This window comes from Nocardia arthritidis, assembly GCF_011801145.1.
Classification (GTDB): domain Bacteria; phylum Actinomycetota; class Actinomycetes; order Mycobacteriales; family Mycobacteriaceae; genus Nocardia; species Nocardia arthritidis_A.
In genome coordinates, this window is record NZ_CP046172.1 from 6,718,928 (window position 1) to 6,734,110 (window position 15,183).

General features: G+C 66.9%; 17 protein-coding genes. 9 read left to right on the forward strand and 8 right to left on the reverse strand.

Going from position 1 to position 15,183, the window contains the following annotated elements; genetic code table 11:
* The first annotated feature begins 168 nt into the window (after nt 1-168).
* The 4 genes from F5544_RS30435 to F5544_RS30450 all read left to right on the forward strand — a co-directional run bounded on the left by F5544_RS30435 (nt 169) and on the right by F5544_RS30450 (nt 3,491).
* A complete protein-coding gene (locus F5544_RS30435; protein WP_167479584.1) occupies nt 169-897 on the forward strand; it encodes an amino acid ABC transporter ATP-binding protein in 729 nt (242 codons plus the stop codon).
* Nucleotides 898-959: 62 nt separating this feature from the next.
* On the forward strand, nt 960-1,796 hold the full coding sequence (locus F5544_RS30440) for a glutamate ABC transporter substrate-binding protein (RefSeq protein ID WP_167476360.1): 837 nt from the start codon (nt 960-962) through the stop codon (nt 1,794-1,796).
* Between the two features lie 124 nt (nt 1,797-1,920).
* The gene (locus F5544_RS30445; protein WP_167476361.1) at nt 1,921-2,592 is read left to right on the forward strand and encodes an amino acid ABC transporter permease; all 672 of its coding nucleotides are present in this window, start codon (nt 1,921-1,923) and stop codon (nt 2,590-2,592) included.
* A complete protein-coding gene (locus tag F5544_RS30450; protein WP_167476362.1) occupies nt 2,589-3,491 on the forward strand; it encodes an amino acid ABC transporter permease in 903 nt (300 codons plus the stop codon). Before F5544_RS30445 ends, F5544_RS30450 begins: the two co-directional genes overlap by 4 nt.
* Nucleotides 3,492-3,719: 228 nt before the next feature.
* Here F5544_RS30450 and F5544_RS30455 read toward each other — a convergent pair whose 3' ends face one another.
* The gene (locus F5544_RS30455; RefSeq protein ID WP_167476363.1) at nt 3,720-3,914 is read right to left on the reverse strand and encodes a hypothetical protein; all 195 of its coding nucleotides are present in this window, start codon (nt 3,912-3,914) and stop codon (nt 3,720-3,722) included.
* 126 nt (nt 3,915-4,040) lie between these two features.
* Here F5544_RS30455 and F5544_RS30460 point away from each other — a divergent pair, with 126 nt between their 5' ends.
* The 3 genes from F5544_RS30460 to F5544_RS30470 all read left to right on the forward strand — a co-directional run bounded on the left by F5544_RS30460 (nt 4,041) and on the right by F5544_RS30470 (nt 6,943).
* Nucleotides 4,041-4,838 carry an alpha/beta fold hydrolase gene (locus F5544_RS30460; RefSeq protein ID WP_167476364.1) on the forward strand — a complete coding sequence of 266 codons (798 nt, stop codon included), beginning with the start codon at nt 4,041-4,043 and terminating at the stop codon, nt 4,836-4,838.
* Nucleotides 4,839-5,108: 270 nt separating this feature from the next.
* Nucleotides 5,109-5,672: a hypothetical protein gene (locus tag F5544_RS30465; RefSeq protein ID WP_167476365.1), complete on the forward strand. Its 564-nt coding sequence runs from the start codon at nt 5,109-5,111 to the stop codon at nt 5,670-5,672.
* Nucleotides 5,673-5,854: 182 nt separating this feature from the next.
* On the forward strand, nt 5,855-6,943 hold the full coding sequence (locus F5544_RS30470) for a serine hydrolase domain-containing protein (protein WP_167476366.1): 1,089 nt from the start codon (nt 5,855-5,857) through the stop codon (nt 6,941-6,943).
* Nucleotides 6,944-6,957: 14 nt separating this feature from the next.
* Here the strand turns inward: F5544_RS30470 and recX are convergent, their stop codons facing one another.
* The 3 genes from recX to F5544_RS30485 form a co-directional block, all read right to left on the reverse strand.
* Nucleotides 6,958-7,488: a recombination regulator RecX gene (recX, locus tag F5544_RS30475; RefSeq protein WP_238846743.1), complete on the reverse strand. Its 531-nt coding sequence runs from the start codon at nt 7,486-7,488 to the stop codon at nt 6,958-6,960.
* 322 nt (nt 7,489-7,810) lie between these two features.
* A complete protein-coding gene (gene recA, locus F5544_RS30480; protein ID WP_167476367.1) occupies nt 7,811-8,854 on the reverse strand; it encodes a recombinase RecA in 1,044 nt (347 codons plus the stop codon).
* A gap of 228 nt (nt 8,855-9,082) precedes the next feature.
* A complete protein-coding gene (locus F5544_RS30485) occupies nt 9,083-9,655 on the reverse strand; it encodes a TetR/AcrR family transcriptional regulator (RefSeq protein ID WP_167476368.1) in 573 nt (190 codons plus the stop codon).
* Nucleotides 9,656-9,740: 85 nt separating this feature from the next.
* On the opposite strand from F5544_RS30485, the gene F5544_RS30490 reads away from it, so the two are divergent.
* Entirely contained in the window at nt 9,741-10,625 is an 885-nt protein-coding gene (locus F5544_RS30490) for an SDR family oxidoreductase (protein WP_167476369.1), read from the forward strand.
* Nucleotides 10,626-10,691: 66 nt separating this feature from the next.
* Here the strand turns inward: F5544_RS30490 and F5544_RS30495 are convergent, their stop codons facing one another.
* The gene (locus F5544_RS30495) at nt 10,692-11,714 is read right to left on the reverse strand and encodes an Lrp/AsnC family transcriptional regulator (RefSeq protein ID WP_167476370.1); all 1,023 of its coding nucleotides are present in this window, start codon (nt 11,712-11,714) and stop codon (nt 10,692-10,694) included.
* A gap of 100 nt (nt 11,715-11,814) precedes the next feature.
* Between F5544_RS30495 and F5544_RS30500 the strand changes: the two genes are divergently transcribed.
* Nucleotides 11,815-13,221, forward strand: a complete 1,407-nt coding sequence (locus F5544_RS30500; protein WP_238846744.1) for an MFS transporter — start codon at nt 11,815-11,817, stop codon at nt 13,219-13,221.
* 59 nt (nt 13,222-13,280) lie between these two features.
* Here the strand turns inward: F5544_RS30500 and F5544_RS30505 are convergent, their stop codons facing one another.
* The 3 genes from F5544_RS30505 to F5544_RS30515 are packed head-to-tail and all read right to left on the reverse strand — an operon-like array spanning nt 13,281 to nt 15,129.
* On the reverse strand, nt 13,281-13,724 hold the full coding sequence (locus tag F5544_RS30505) for a nuclear transport factor 2 family protein (protein WP_167476371.1): 444 nt from the start codon (nt 13,722-13,724) through the stop codon (nt 13,281-13,283).
* Nucleotides 13,725-13,733: 9 nt separating this feature from the next.
* A complete protein-coding gene (locus tag F5544_RS30510) occupies nt 13,734-14,618 on the reverse strand; it encodes a pyridoxamine 5'-phosphate oxidase family protein (protein WP_167476372.1) in 885 nt (294 codons plus the stop codon).
* Between the two features lie 58 nt (nt 14,619-14,676).
* A complete protein-coding gene (locus F5544_RS30515) occupies nt 14,677-15,129 on the reverse strand; it encodes a VOC family protein (protein ID WP_167476373.1) in 453 nt (150 codons plus the stop codon).
* Between the last annotated feature and the right edge of the window lie 54 nt (nt 15,130-15,183).

Sequence of the window (15,183 nt, forward strand, 5' to 3'; positions counted from 1 at the left end):
TGGATGTGATCGACTGTTGACGTCCTCTGTGACCCAGGTGTGTCGTCGAAACTCGGGCAAAACCGGTTTTACCCCTTAAGGTCTTGGACCATGACCGACGACGCCGCCGCGCCCGCCAAGACCGGGATCGCCACCACCGGGGACGCAAGCGCCGCCACGAGCGCGCCGATGATTTCGATGCGCAATGTGGACAAACACTTCGGCGACCTGCATGTACTGCGTGACATCAACCTCGAGGTCCCCAAGGGACAGGTGGTGATCGTCCTCGGCCCATCGGGTTCCGGGAAGTCGACGCTGTGCCGCACCATCAACCGACTCGAGCCGATCAATTCCGGTGAGATCACCATCGACGGCGTTCCGCTGCCGGAGGAGGGCCGGGCCCTCGCCGCGCTGCGCGCCGACGTCGGCATGGTGTTCCAGTCGTTCAACCTCTTCGCGCACAAGGCCATCGTCGAGAACGTCATGCTGGCGCCGATGAAGGTGCGCAAGACGAAGAAGGAGGACGCGCGCAAGCGGGCGATGGAACTGCTCGACCGCGTCGGCATCGCCAACCAGGCGGAAAAATATCCGGCCCAGCTGTCCGGTGGTCAGCAGCAGCGTGTCGCCATCGCCCGCGCGCTGGCGATGAACCCGAAGGTGATGCTGTTCGACGAGCCCACCTCGGCGCTGGACCCGGAGATGGTCAACGAGGTGCTCGAGGTCATGGTCTCCCTGGCCAAGGAGGGTATGACCATGCTCGTGGTCACCCACGAGATGGGCTTCGCGCGCCGCGCGGGCAACCGGGTGCTCTTCATGGCCGACGGCCAGATCGTCGAGGACACCCACCCGGAAACCTTCTTCACCGCCCCGAAATCCGATCGTGCCAAGGACTTCCTCGGCAAGATATTGAGCCACTGAGCTCAGCTGTGTTACCGAGCTGTAGCTCGCCTTAATAATCCACGAGAGGGAGAGAAAACTCGATGAGGATCAACCGTGCGCTTCGGCTGGGTATCGGGGTCACCGCCCTGGCTGTCGCAGCCGCCACCACCGCGGGCTGCGGCGGGAGCTCGAACAAATCCGCGCTCGACCACGCCAAGGACGGCAAACTCACCATCGGCATCAAGTTCGACCAGCCGGGCCTGGGCCTGCGCAACAAGGACGGCTCCTACAGCGGCTTCGACGTCGAGATCGCCAAACTGGTGGCGGGCAAGCTTGGTGTGAAGCCGGAGGGCATCACCTTCAAGGAGTCGCCGTCCCCGCAGCGCGAGACGCTCATCGAGAACGGCCAGGTCGACTACATCGTGGCCACCTACTCGATCAGCGACAGCCGCAAGCAGAAGGTCGATTTCGCGGGCCCGTACTACGTCGCGGGTCAGTCGCTGCTGGTCCGCAAGGACAACACCTCGATCAACGGCCCGGAGGATCTGAAGGGCAAGAAGGTCTGCTCGGTGAAGGGCTCCACCCCGGCCCAGAACATCGAGAAGAACTTCCCCGACACCCAGCTGCAGGCGCCGGACACGTACTCGCTGTGCCTCGAGGGCCTGAAGGCGGGTTCCTACGACGCGATCACCACCGATGACATCATCCTGGCCGGCTACGCCGCACAGAGCGCCGGTTCGTACAAGGTCGTCGGCAAGCCGTTCACCACGGAGAACTACGGCATCGGCCTGAAGAAGGGCGATAAGGAGTTCCGGAACAAGGTCAACGACGCCATCGAGGCGATCATCGCGGACGGTTCGTGGAAGAAGGCGTTCGACGACACCGTCGGCGTCTCCGGTTACCAGGCGCCGACCCCGCCGAAGGTCGACCGCTACTGATCGACGGCATACCGCCGCGGCGGTTCGCCGAGCGGGTGATCCGGGTCTGCCGGGTCGGATCACCCGCCACAGCCTTCATTGCTTTCCCGGCAGCTCGACTCGCGATCGGAGGGACGCGTCCGCCGTGTTCGACCTGATCTCCAGGTACCACAAGCAAATCCTGGATGCCTTCTGGGTGACCATTCAACTGACCGTGCTATCCGCGGTCGGTGCGCTGATACTCGGCACCATTGTCGCCGCGCTGCGTGTGTCGCCCGTACCTGTTGCCCGCTGGCTGGGCACGGCCTACGTGACCATCTTCCGCAACACCCCGCTGACGCTGATCATCGTGTTCATGTCGCTGGGTCTCTACGCGACGATGGGCTGGAAGCTCGGCGGAGATTCGTTGGCCACCAACAACTTCCGTTACGCCGTCGTCGGCTTCAGCATCTACACGGGCGCATTCGTCTGTGAGTCGCTGCGCGCGGGCATCAACACGGTGCCGATGGGCCAGTCCGAGGCGGGTCGCTCGCTCGGGCTCTCGTTCTCGCAGAACCTCCGGCTCATCGTGCTGCCCCAGGCATTTCGCGCGGTCATCGCACCGCTGGGCAGCGTGTTGATCGCACTTACCAAGAACACCACCATCGCCTCCGCCATCGGCGTCGCCGAGGCCGCCTTCCTGATGGCGAAGATGAACGAGAACGAGGCGGCGCTGCTGGCCATCGGCGCCATCTTCGCGCTCGGCTTCATCATCCTGACCCTGCCGACCGGAATCCTGTTCGGCTGGCTCGCCAAACGATTCGAGGTGGCGCGATGAGCGGCGGCGCATCAGTTCTGTTCGATGCGCCGGGTCCCCGCGCGCGCGTCCGCAACCAGATCTACTCCGTGCTCGTCGTGGTCGTCCTCCTCGGCGTCGGCTGGGTGTTCTACCGCGGCTTCGCGGCGAAGGGCCAGTTCGACGCGGATAAGTGGAAGCCGTTCCTCGAGGCCGACATCTGGACCACATACCTGCTGCCCGGCCTGAAGGGCACGATCGTCGCCGCGCTGCTGGCCATCGTGTTCGCGCTGGTGCTCGGCATGATCTTCGGTGTGCTGCGGTTGTCCGACCATCGGGCGGTGCGCTGGATCGCGGGCGCGATCGTCGAAGTGGCACGGGCGATTCCGGTGCTGATCCTGATGATCTTCCTGTTCGCCTCCTTCTCGAAGAACGCCACCTTCCAGCCGGAGGATCTGGCGCTCGCCGCGGTCGTCATCGCGCTGACCATCTACAACGGGTCGGTCATGGCCGAGATCGTGCGAGCGGGCATCCGGTCGCTGCCGAAGGGCCAGACCGAGGCGGCGGTCGCGCTCGGCCTGCGCAAGGGCCAGCTGATGCGACTCATCCTGCTGCCGCAGGCCATTACCTCGATGCTGCCCGCGCTGGTCTCGCAAATGGTTGTCGCGCTGAAGGATTCGGCCCTCGGTTACCAGATCACCTACACCGAGGTCGTCCGCTCCGGCCAGCAACTCGGTGCGGCCCAGCAGAATACGATTCCGTCGCTGATCGTCATCGCTATCATCATGATCACGTTGAACAGCGCGCTGACCCTGGTGGCGACCAAACTGGAGAAGTGGTTGCGGGCCCGTCGCAGAACCCGCGGCGGCACGGTCATCGCGGCCGACTCCGTCCTCACCGACGCCGCCCCCGGCGTCGACCTCGCAGGGGCGAAGGCCTAGCCGCCGACCCCGGTTCGAACGGCCCGGTTCCGTACCAGCTACGGAACCGGTTGCGTGACCTACGGATTCGCAGATATCCGGTGCACGCCGTCGTTCGAACCGGGGTCGTCGCGTATCTCTGTATGTCCGGAGAGCGACCCGATCGGCACAAGGCCCGTCTCTGTTCCGGAGTGTCCAGCGCGCCGACGGCGTAGCTCGAATGCGCTGGAGAGCCGCATCACCTTCGATTCACCAGACCCGTTCGACGGCCGCGCTTCCGACCCATACCGAGATGTCCAGGTCGTCCTCGGCGGGCGGTTGGGATATGTTGGCGTCGGCGAACATTCGCACCGATTGGACTCGGGGGTCGGCGGTCAGGTCGCGCATCGCGTGCGCCACCTTCGGTTCCTTGTCCTGTAGCGCCGCCTCGTACGCCGCGAGCACGCGGCGCAGTTGGGGACGCTGACCGCAAGCAACCGGTTCTCGGCGTCGACCTCCACGGCGACGCCGTCCACGTCCGGTTTGCCGGGGTAACCCCGAATACATTGGGAGCGACATCGAGACGGTGATATGAAATGGGATCCGATGCGCGGTGAGCGGTTGAACAACGGTCTGTCGGTGATCGCCGTAGGCGCGGGACCGCCGCTGGTAGTCCTGCCGGGCCTGGGGCAAGGCGCCGACCTATCGGTGCGTGTGCCGCGGATGGCGGCCTGGTCCAACGCCGCGCTCGCCACCGGGCTCGGGCGCACCGTTCACCTGATCCACCGTCCGACGCACCCGCCCGCAGGCATGACCATCGCCGATCTCGCCGGTTGGCACGCGACCGCGTTGGGCGATCGGTTCGGGCAGCCGGTGGACATCATGGCCGTCTCGGGCGGCGGCGCCACCGCTCTCCAATTGGCGCTTGATCATCCGCGTACCGTGCGGCGCATCGCGCTCTGCGTCACCGCGAGCCGCATCGATGAGCGCGGCCTGCGCGAACTGTCGCGGATGCTGGAACCGGATCGCCCCGGCCGGTCCAGCGCCTGGATCGGCAGCCGCCTCATCGCGCATGGTCCGCTGCGACTGCTGCTGTTCGCCGCGTTCGCAATGCTTCCGGGGCGACCGCGGGTGCCCGGCGAAGCGGCGCTGGTCGCCGCGGTGCGGTCCTGGGACGTCACCGGGCGGCTCGGCGAGATCACCGCACCAACGCTCGTCGCCGGCGGCGGCCGTGATCGTTTGATTCCGCCGAATCTTTTGCGTGCCACCGCATCCGGTATCCCCGGCGCCCGACTGGTCCTACTTCCGGGCCGCGGACATGCCAGCGCACTGTTCGACCCGCGGCTGAAGCGGGCGATCGCGAGCTCCCTCGCCGAACCGGCCGGATGAGGACAATCTGGCCTTCCCGCATCAGATCGGCCGGGCGCCACAGTCTTCCGAACCGGCTCGCGGACGGCCGACGATCCGACCGGATCGTCGGCCGTCCGCGCGACCGAGCACGGAGTGCGTCGACGACACGGCCGTGACATGCCGGAGAACCTGTGCGGCGACCGAGTTCGCTGTGGATACTTGATGGTTCAGCGAGCGGTGGGAGGGTCGGTGGCCACGAGTCGGCCTGGTCGATGGCCTTGGTGGCGACGCCGGACACCCGACACATCCGTGCGCGGCGAATCCGACCGTACGGCGGCTCGGACGCCGCAGGTCCGCGGCGATATCGGCATGCGCCGCTCGTCCGCGCTCGTCGACGAACCGGTCGGGACGACCGTCGAGTTCCACAGCACCTTCGAGGTGCGCTGCGAGCCCTTCGGCAAGGGTGTCTCGATTCCGGTGAGCGGTAGCCACGCCATCAGGGTGCTGCTGGAGACATTGAGCGAACAAGCCGTCGTACTGCGGCGCGGGCGCGCTGTCGTACTCACGCGCCGTGATGCGCGGCCACCATTGGCGACCGCCAGCATCCTGTCGATGTTGCCGATGCGCCCGTTCATCGTCGACCTGGATCCGGCAGTTCCCCGGATCACCGCGCGGGATATCGATTTCCCCCTCGAGATCCGGCCGGACGATCCGGAAATCCTCGTATTCGAGCCGCACGCCACCGAATACGAGACCGACTGGCGCCTCGAACTGGATTGGACCTGCACCGGCCGCCGCGGCACCATCCGCATCCCCCACCGCGGCGCCTTCTGCCTGTATCCCCGCCGCCTCGATCTGCTGCAGGCGAAATAGCCGCAACATGACCACTGAATGCCAGGAAATCCGGCCTGCCCCAGGTCGTCGGTAGTACTACCCATAACGGTGGCTGGGGTGCCAGCGGGCTGCTCATCGCAGGTCGTGTTCCATAACTTGGTGCCGTGAGGATGAAACTTGCGGTGGTAGGGGTCGCAGCTGTGGCGGCAACATCTTGCGGCGTGGCCGATTCGGCCGACGCGACGGAAGTGGGTCGAGGGCAGGTCGCGACCGCACTGAACGATGCTGTGCGGCTTGGTTTTCCGGGTGCGCAAGCGGTGATCGGCGACAAGGATCGCACCTGGACCGTCCACGCGGGCACCGGTGATCTGGCGACGCACAGGCCATTCGCCGACGATGCCAGAGTCCGGATCGGCAGCAATACCAAGACTTTCGTTGCGACAGTGCTGTTGCAGCTGGTGGCCGAGGGCAAGGTTGATCTGGATGCACCGGTGGAACGGTATCTACCGGGAGTGGTGCACGGGCCGGGCATCGATGGCAATCGCATCAGCATCCGAAACCTGTTACAGCACACCAGTGGATTGCCGGAGTACGCGGCGGAGTTCGGCGAAAAACCCAAGCCAGGGCAGGTCGAGATATTGAGTGAGCATGCACGATGGTCGACCGCGGATATCACGGAGGTGGTCCGCGACGCGCTCACCGCGCCCGCCGATTTCGAACCCGGCACGCAGTGGGCGTATTCGAATACCAATTACGCCCTCGCGGGGATGGTGATCGAAAAGATAACCGGCGCTTCGGTCGGCGCGGAGATCACCCGACGCATCCTCGAACCGCTGGGTCTGCACGACACCTACTATCCGGATCCCACCGAAACCGATATCCGCGGTCCGCATCCGATCGGCTATACCGAGATCGGTGGCCAACGTGTCGACTACACGAGCCAGAATATGTCGTTGGCCGGCGCGGCGGGAGCCATCGTCGGAACCGGTGCCGACCTCAACCGGTTCTTCACCGCACTGTTGAACGGAAAGCTGCTGCCACCCGCGCAATTGGCGGAAATGCGAAAGGTGAGAACCATCGATGAAAAAGGCGCCATGGCATACGGACTCGGCCTTATGCGGATGTCGACGTCCTGCGGCCGAGAGGTCTGGGGACACACCGGCGGCACATCCGGCTTCCTGACCTTCGATGGCATCGCCCCGGCCACCGGGCGCGCGGTGACTATCACCTTCAACCAGGACTATGTCGACAAAGCGCACTACCCCGCCGGAATCCGCGCACTCGAAACCGCGATCTGCTCCGGACCATAGGGCACACAGTTCGATCAGTCCAGGTCAGGGCCGAGTTCGGGCATATCGCAATCGGTTTGGGCGAGTTCGGCCTTCACGATCGTGTACGCCAACGACTGGCCGAAGCCGCGGCGGGCGAGCATGCCGACGAGGCGGCGGATGGTTTTGTCACGGTCGAGGTCGCGGGGCAGGGTGCGGAGTTTGCGGCGGACCAGTTCGGTGGCGCGGGCGGATTCGTCGTCGGTGGTGATGGCGGCGAGGGCCGCGTCGGCGTCGGCGGGGGCGACGCCCTTGATGCGGAGTTCGCGGGCCAGCGCCTGTTTGCCCTTGCCGGAGAAGGTGTGCCGGGAATGCACCCACTGTTCGGCGAAGGCGGCGTCGTCGACGAGTCCGACCTCGGCCATCCGGTCGAGTGCCGCCTCTATCACCTCGGGTTGGAATCCCTTGGCGCTCAAGCGTTGTGCGAGTTCGGCGCGGCTGCGGGCGCGGACGGCGAGCAGGCGCAGGCACGCCTCCTTTGCCTGCTCGACCGTCCCGCCTCCGGATCCGGCCGCCACCGGATCCACCCATCGACCGTCGGAAGGTTCGGAATCGGCCGACGGGGAGTCAGGGTTGCGCGCCTCGTTTCGGCGACCTCGTCGGGAACCGGTCGAGCGCGCCCGCTGCGGATCGGATGCGCTCGACCGAGTTCCCATGATGCCCGGTTCGGCCAAACCACCTTCGGCCGACCGGACTCGTTCCGGTTCCCGCCCACCCGGCCGTTTTCCGAGGTCATCGGGACGGCCCGCGGCGGAAAGGATTTCATCTAGCCGGCGTCGCATCCGCCCGATCTCGTCGGACCGCTCGACGGCGGGACGCGGATCGGTGGAACGCCGACTGTGCATCGGGTCAGAAATCGGCGGGGACCTCGGCGGCGTCGGATGCGGTCACATCGGCGCCGATGCCGAGCTTCTCCTTGATCTTCTTCTCGATCTCGTCGCGGACGTCGGTGTTCTCCAGCAGGAACTTTCGGGCGTTCTCCTTGCCCTGACCCAGCTGGTCGCCCTCGTAGGTGTACCAGGAGCCGGACTTGCGGATGAAGCCCTGCTCGACACCCATATCGATGATCGAGCCCTCCTTGGAGATGCCCTGCCCGTACAGGATGTCGAACTCGGCCTGCTTGAACGGCGGCGACACCTTGTTCTTGACGACCTTGACCCGGGTGCGGTTGCCGACCGCGTCGCTGCCGTCCTTGAGGGTTTCGATGCGGCGCACGTCGAGGCGCACCGAGGCGTAGAACTTCAGCGCCTTACCACCGGTGGTGGTCTCCGGCGAACCGAACATCACGCCGATCTTCTCGCGCAGCTGGTTGATGAAGATGGCGGTGGTGCCGGAGTTGTTGAGCGCGCTGGTCATCTTGCGCAACGCCTGGCTCATCAGGCGGGCCTGCAGACCGACGTGGCTGTCGCCCATCTCGCCCTCGATTTCGGCGCGCGGTACCAGCGCGGCCACCGAGTCGATGACGATGATGTCGATCGCGCCGGAGCGGACCAGCATATCGGCGATTTCCAGGGCCTGCTCACCGGTGTCGGGCTGGGAGACGAGCAGTGCGTCGGTATCGACGCCGAGCTTGCGGGCATAGTCGGGATCGAGCGCGTGCTCGGCGTCGATGAAGGCGGCGACACCGCCCGCGGCCTGCGCATTGGCCACCGCGTGCAGCGCGACGGTGGTCTTACCCGAGGATTCCGGGCCGTAGATCTCCACGATGCGGCCGCGCGGCAGGCCGCCGATGCCGAGCGCGACGTCCAGCGCGATGGAACCGGTCGGGATGACCGAGATGGGCTGGCGGGCCTCCTCGCCGAGTCGCATCACGGCGCCCTTGCCGAAGCTCTTCTCCACCTGCGCCAGTGCGAGTTCGAGCGCCTTGTCGCGGTCGTACGCCTGTGGTGCCATGTGCTGATCCCCTTTTCGACGGGTAAGTCTCTCGTTGTGGTTGGCGCTCACACTAGAGGGCGGCACCGACAAGTTCCGGCGACCAGCCTAGACGAACAGGTGTTCGAGTCAAGCGACGCGCCCGGCGACACGCAAACGAGTTCGCGACACCCGGCAATCGCCGCGCTACCGACCGCCGATGCCCGACGAAACCGCTCGGGTTCAACAAGATCGACTACCGGAATTCGCTCAGGCGAGGGACTGACCGGCCGCTCGCAGCTCAGCCAATGCCGCGAGGACATAGGGCGCCAGCGCGGCATCGTGATGGGCTTCCATCCACTGGGCGTAGCCCCGTTTGAACGCGAGGACACCCAGCTCACCGACGAGCTGCGCGGCGGGTTCCGACACGCCTCGGGCGACGAGGGCGTCGGCTATCGCCGCCGCGAGACCGACGCTCTTGAGTGCGTCGCGCTCCTGGAGTTCGACGTTGGCGGCGATCGCGGCCCGCAGACGGGGAGCGAGTTCGCGGTTCATCGGACCCATCGCGCCCGCCGCGCGCTCCAGGCCGGCCGCGACCGCTTCGAGGGGGGTGGCCCCTTCGGGCGCTGCGGCGATCCCCTCGGTCAGCAACCGACTCAGCGTCTGCTGCCCGGCCATCAACAGGTCGCGCTTGTCGGGGAAGTATCGGAAGAAGGTGCTCTTGGTGACCCCGGCGCGTTCGGCGATCTGCGTGACAGTCGTTGCGTCGTATCCCTGTTCGGTGAACAGGTCCACCGCAGCCAATACGAGCCGCTCGCGTGCTCCAGGTTCCCACCGCGCCATGCGATCATCGTAAATGATGGGACTCTTGTCTCATCACTTTGCTAAGGTGATGAGACAAGAGTCCCATCACCTCCGAGGAGAGACTATGCACGTCTTCATCACCGGCGGCACCGGCCTGATCGGCTCGGCCGTCGTCGCCGAACTGCTCGGCAACGGCCACACCGTCCTCGCGCTCGCTCGCACCGACTCGTCCGCGGCGGCACTCCGGATCGCGGGCGCCGAACCCGTCCGCGGCGACCTCGCCGATCTGCCCGCCCTCCGCGCGGCCGCCGCCAAGGCCGACGGGGTGATCCACCTGGCCTTCCGTCACGAAGGCTTCAGCTCCCAGGCCGCCGTCGCGGCGGCGATCGCCGAGGAGAGCGCCGCGCTGGCGGCCATCGGCGCGGAACTCGTCGGCAGCGACCGCCCGTTCGTCACGGTCTCGGGCACGCCGCCGGTGCCGGGTCGCGTCTCCACCGAGGCCGATCCGCTATCGACCGACGGACTTGTCGGGGGCCGCAGCCGCTCTGTCACGGCAGTGCTCGAGTTGGCCACGCAGGGCGTCCGGAGCGCGGCGGTCCGCATGCCGCGCACCGTGCACAACGAGGGCAAGGGCGGATTCGCCGGCGTGCTGACCGACGCCGCGCGCCGCAACGGCGTGGCCGGATATCCGGGCGACGGCACACAGCGTTGGCCGGCCGTACACGCGCTCGACGCGGCGGTGCTCTTCCGGCTGGTGCTGGAGAAGGCGCAGGCCGGGACAGCGTGGCATGCCGTGGCCGACGAGGGCGACGCCGTACGGGATATCGCCGCGGTCATCGGTCGCAGACTCGGGCTCCCGGTGGAATCCGTGCCGCAAGAGATGTTCGGCCCGCTCGGCCCGATCTTCACCACCGACCAGCCCTCCTCGAGCGCCCTTACCCGGGAGACCTTCGGCTGGCGGCCCGAGCATCCGAGCCTGCTCGACGACTTGGAGAACATCCAGCCCTGACGCGCATCTGTCGGCGGACAATCCCCGCCCGCAGTATGCGGCTCGCGAGCGCTATCCGCGCCCCACTCACTGCGGAACGAGCGCGATGCGATCGGTGCGCATGAGCGCCTGCTGCTGTTTCAGCAGCCGCAAGGTAGGGGTGACCTCGACGTCGGCAATGCCGTCGAGCGGGCCGAGCCGCTCGGTGACGTACCGGTACAGGTGCGCGGTGTCCCGGCAGATGATCGACGCCGTCAGATTGGATGGACCGGTGGTCGCCGCGACGAACGCCACCTCCGGATGGGTCGTGACGGCCCGGCCCACCGCGTCGAGCAGGGCTGGGCGCACGTGCAGCCAGATCGTCGCCCGCACCGTGTATCCCATGCGCTCGGCGGCGAAATCGATATCGAAGTACAGCACCCCGGCCTTCTGCAATTCGGCCATGCGACGCGCGACCCTGGTTGGGCTCCAACCGGTTTCGGCGGCCAGCTGGGCGTAGGGGGCACGGCCGTCGCGGGCCAGCGCGGCGAGCATCACCTCGTCGCTCGCCGACAGTTCGACCGGCGCGTCGGGGCCGGTGTCGTCGCGGGGCGCGCGCCGAGGTCCCAACGCCCGCAACTGATCCGGGGTGAGCAGATGCCCGAAGCGCGGCCATTCCTCGTCCATCTCGAACCGGTGCATCATCTCGTACGCCCGCAGCCCGGTCACCTGGCTGGCCTTGGGAAGTGTGTTGAGCAGCAACCGGTCTCGCTGTTCGATGGTGCGCGGCCGGATCACACACGTCACCTCGGAACCGGTGGACAGCAGCGAAACCCAGCTCACATCGGGCAGCCGCGCCAGCGCCTCGGCCAGCCGCAGCGCCTTGTCCGGGGTGGATTGCAGGCGCAGCAACCACCGGGTGCTGCCGAGCGGCACCGCGTTGACCATGCCGCAGATGTGCAGCATGCCGCGCTGCCGCAACGACCGATAGCGCCGGGCGACGGTCTGTTCGGAGACGCCCAGGATCGATCCGAGCCGGGCGAAGGCGATGCGCGGGTCGGTCACCAGGGCGTGCACGATCTGTTGATCAAGTAGATCCAATACGGAGGATTCGGACTGAGTCTCGGGCATATTAGGCGGAATCCAATACCGATCGACGGATGGCTAGGTGGATATTCAAGCATGCCGCACGCTTGGCGTCGATATTCTTCACTCGATCTTGGAGGCCACCGTGCGGAAATGGCTGCCGCTGTTCGCCGCGTGTCTCGGCACGCTGATGCTGCTCATCGACGTCACGATCGTGAACGTCGCGCTGCCCGATATCGCCACCGATCTCGGCACCGGCCTGTCCGGACTGGCCTGGGTGGTCGACGGATACGCACTGGCCCTCGCGGCGCTGCTGCTCGTATTCGGTTCGCTCGCCGATAGATTCGGCGCCAAACACGTCTATTTGACGGGGCTCGCCGTATTCGCGCTCGCCTCGCTCGCCTGTGGCGTCGCCGACTCCGCGGCGATTCTCGTTGCCGCGCGGGCACTTCAGGGTATCGGCGGTGCGGCGATGTTCGCGACGACACTGTCGCTGCTGCACGCGACGTACACCGGGCGCGACCGCGGCGTCGCGTTCGGCGCGTGGGGTGCGGTGTCGGGTGCGGCCGCCGGCGTCGGCGTCGTGCTCGGCGGCGTACTCATCGACGCGCTCTCGTGGCGCTGGATCTTCTTCGTGAACCTGCCGATCGCGGCCGTGGCGATCGCCTTGTCCGCCATCGTTTTCCGGCCGTCCGCCCGACGGCGGGACCGGCCGGTGGACCTGGCGGGCATGCTCACCTTCGCGGTATTCGCCACCGCGGTGACCTTCGGCATCATCCGCGGCGGTGAACACGGCTGGGCCGACGGCATCGCACTCGCCGGGTTGGGCATCGGCGCGGCCGCCATCGTGCTGTTCGTGATCGTCGAATCCCGTTCCGCCACACCGATGTTCCCGCTTTCGCTGCTGCGCAATCGGGAGTTCACGGCCACCCTGCTCGCCGCGGCGGGCATGAACTTCGCCGCCTTCGCGTGCAGTCCGCTGGTATCGCTCTGGTTGCAGCAGCCGCTGCGGCTCAGCGCGCTGCATGCCGGGCTGTCGATGCTTCCGATGGCCGCGACATCGTTCCTGGTGTCCGGCGTATTCGGCAGGTTGCTGCACGATGTCGGCCCGAAGTGGACGATCGGCGGCGGGTTGGTCGTGACGAGCGCGGGAACCGGCCTGTTGACCGTTATCGACGGCGAATCATCCTGGACCGCACTGATTCTCGGTTATGTGGTGACCGGGATCGGGATCGGCGTCATCGCGCCGTCGCTGGTGGCGGTCGGCATGGCCGCGGTGGCGCCGCAGCAGAGCGGTATGGCGGCGGGCGCGGTGAACACCGCACGCCAGCTCGGGCTCGCGCTCGGTGTCGCGGTGCTCGGGACGGTGTTCCGCGAGGTCGCCGGTGCGGAGCACCCGACGGTGCGCTCCGACTTCGCGGCCGGGCTCGACTGGGCGGTCGCGGTGGCCGCCGCGGTGGGTATTGCGCTGGGGCTCATCGCATTCGGGCTGTTCTCCCGGAAACCCGCACCGGAAATGGATACCGCGCCGGACGAAGTCCTCGTCGGCTGAGCCGGATCCGGCGATGGCACCACCCCGCAATGGTGCCATCGCCGTTGCGCGCCAAGCGATTACTGCTGCGGCAGTACCGCATCCGCCTCGTCCGGGCCGCGCGATCCGAAGATCCGCCGATCGGCCTCGGCGATCGGCACATCGTTGATGCTGGCCTCGCGGCGCGACATCAGGCCGTCCGGTGCGAATTCCCACTGTTCGTTGCCGTAGCTGCGCCACCACCGCCCGGACTCGTCATGCCATTCGTATTGGAATCGCACTGCGATCCGGTTGCCCTCGAACGCCCACAGATCCTTACGCAGCGCGTAACCGTTCTCCTTGGCCCACTTCCTGGTCAGGAATTCGACGATCGCGGCACGGCCGGTGAAGAACTCGTCGCGGTTGCGCCACACCGAATCCGCGGTGTACGCGTCCGCGACCCGCTCGGGATCGCGGGTGTTCCAGGCGTTTTCGGCGGCACGGACCTTCGCCTTGGCCGATTCGAGGTCGAATGGGGGTCGCATGATTTCCTTTCAAGGATTGACCGGTGACAGTTCCGGCCGGGTCCAGCGCAGCGGATAGGCGTCGCGCAACTCCACCACCTCGCTGATCGTGAAGTCGATCGAGCACTGCGCGCCCGCCGTGAAAGTGTCCGGATCCCAAACCAGTTCGGCGGTTCCGGTGAGCTGTAGCGCGCCGCCGGACCAGTCCGGGATCAGCAGTCCGCAGCGCGGATCGTCGGCGATATTGCCCAACGTCATGAACATCGAGTTGCCCCGGTAGTCCGGCCAGCGCAGCCGGGTCGGCGAAAGCACCTGTAGGAAGCCGGGATTCCCGCCGCGGTGCGAGGCGTCGGCATTGCCTTCCGCGTCGGCGGTGGCCACGAAGAAGGTGTCGGCGGCGCCGATCGCATCCCGCTGGCGAGCGTCGAGTTCGGTGCCGCGCACCGAACTCGGCGGCTGGGCGACGGGCAGCCGGGATTCGATATCCCGGATCGATATGTATTTCGGGCAGTTCGAGTACACCTGATCGGTGACGATGCGCAGCCCATAGTCCGCGGGTTCGGCGGTGCCGTTGGCCCGCATTCGCCTGCGCCGCTGCGGTTGCAGCGCGATCATTCCGACGTGAGCCGGCCGAGTAAGGGCCGCCCGCAAGGGATCTCCCGGCACGGGCCGGGCCGCGATACCGATCGTCCCGGTGTCGACGGCGCGCACGAAACCGGGCGCGCCGGTGAGCTGACTCGCCCACATCCGGCCGTCCGCATCGGCGGCGGCGAGCACGACCAACCGCTGCTCCGCCAGGAAAAGCGCGGCGACGGGCGGGATTTCGGCCGAGATGATCCGGCCGACCCGCGTCGCCGTATCAGCCTGGCCCATGCGCCGCTGGACCGCGAGTTCACCAGGGTGGAAGGGTGACATGGCAAACCTCTTGTCGGGCCGGGCATTCGGCATGCTCTCGAAACAACAAAGCGGCGGCTCAGAAAAATCCGCATGTCGGCGCGTCGCCGCTCGGCGCGGGCGCGGCCTCGGCGCCGGCGGGCGCGTACACCTCCAGCCGGATGCCGTCCGGGTCGACGAAGAAGATGCCGCCCGACGCCGCACCCTCGCTGTGCGCGACCACACCGTCGTAGGCGAACCGCACCGACAGCTCACGCAGCGCCGACTCGATCTCGCGCACCTGGTCCATGGACTCGACCTGGAACGAAAGATGGTGCAGGCCAGGCGTTTCCGTAGCGAACCCGCCGGTGCTCTGCTGCCATAGCGTCAGCATCGGCGCGCCGCCGAAGCCGAGGAACGCGAAGCGGCGTCCGGCTTCACCGCCCGCCCGCAGTTGTTCGAAACCCAATGCCCGCCGGTAGAACTCGATCGATCGCTCGAGGTCGGACACATTGAGCCCGACATGTCCGGTGGTGAGTTGCGCGGTGGTCATGAACCCTCCCAGGGACTAACCGTTAATATTGTTTTAGTGGTTAGTACGCTAGCC

What these genes read in the sequence shown, in the direction of transcription:
- F5544_RS30495 (WP_167476370.1), bottom strand. Translation starts at nt 11,714, where the DNA reads ATGCCCGAGACTCAGTCCGAATCCTCCGTATTGGATCTACTTGATCAA.
- F5544_RS30515 (WP_167476373.1), bottom strand. Translation starts at nt 15,129, where the DNA reads ATGACCACCGCGCAACTCACCACCGGACATGTCGGGCTCAATGTGTCC.
- F5544_RS30460 (WP_167476364.1), top strand. Translation starts at nt 4,041, where the DNA reads ATGAAATGGGATCCGATGCGCGGTGAGCGGTTGAACAACGGTCTGTCG.
- F5544_RS30440 (WP_167476360.1), top strand. Translation starts at nt 960, where the DNA reads ATGAGGATCAACCGTGCGCTTCGGCTGGGTATCGGGGTCACCGCCCTG.
- F5544_RS30490 (WP_167476369.1), top strand. Translation starts at nt 9,741, where the DNA reads ATGCACGTCTTCATCACCGGCGGCACCGGCCTGATCGGCTCGGCCGTC.
- F5544_RS30450 (WP_167476362.1), top strand. Translation starts at nt 2,589, where the DNA reads ATGAGCGGCGGCGCATCAGTTCTGTTCGATGCGCCGGGTCCCCGCGCG.
- F5544_RS30435 (WP_167479584.1), top strand. Translation starts at nt 169, where the DNA reads ATGATTTCGATGCGCAATGTGGACAAACACTTCGGCGACCTGCATGTA.
- recA (WP_167476367.1), bottom strand. Translation starts at nt 8,854, where the DNA reads ATGGCACCACAGGCGTACGACCGCGACAAGGCGCTCGAACTCGCACTG.
- F5544_RS30505 (WP_167476371.1), bottom strand. Translation starts at nt 13,724, where the DNA reads ATGCGACCCCCATTCGACCTCGAATCGGCCAAGGCGAAGGTCCGTGCC.
- F5544_RS30485 (WP_167476368.1), bottom strand. Translation starts at nt 9,655, where the DNA reads ATGGCGCGGTGGGAACCTGGAGCACGCGAGCGGCTCGTATTGGCTGCG.
- F5544_RS30510 (WP_167476372.1), bottom strand. Translation starts at nt 14,618, where the DNA reads ATGTCACCCTTCCACCCTGGTGAACTCGCGGTCCAGCGGCGCATGGGC.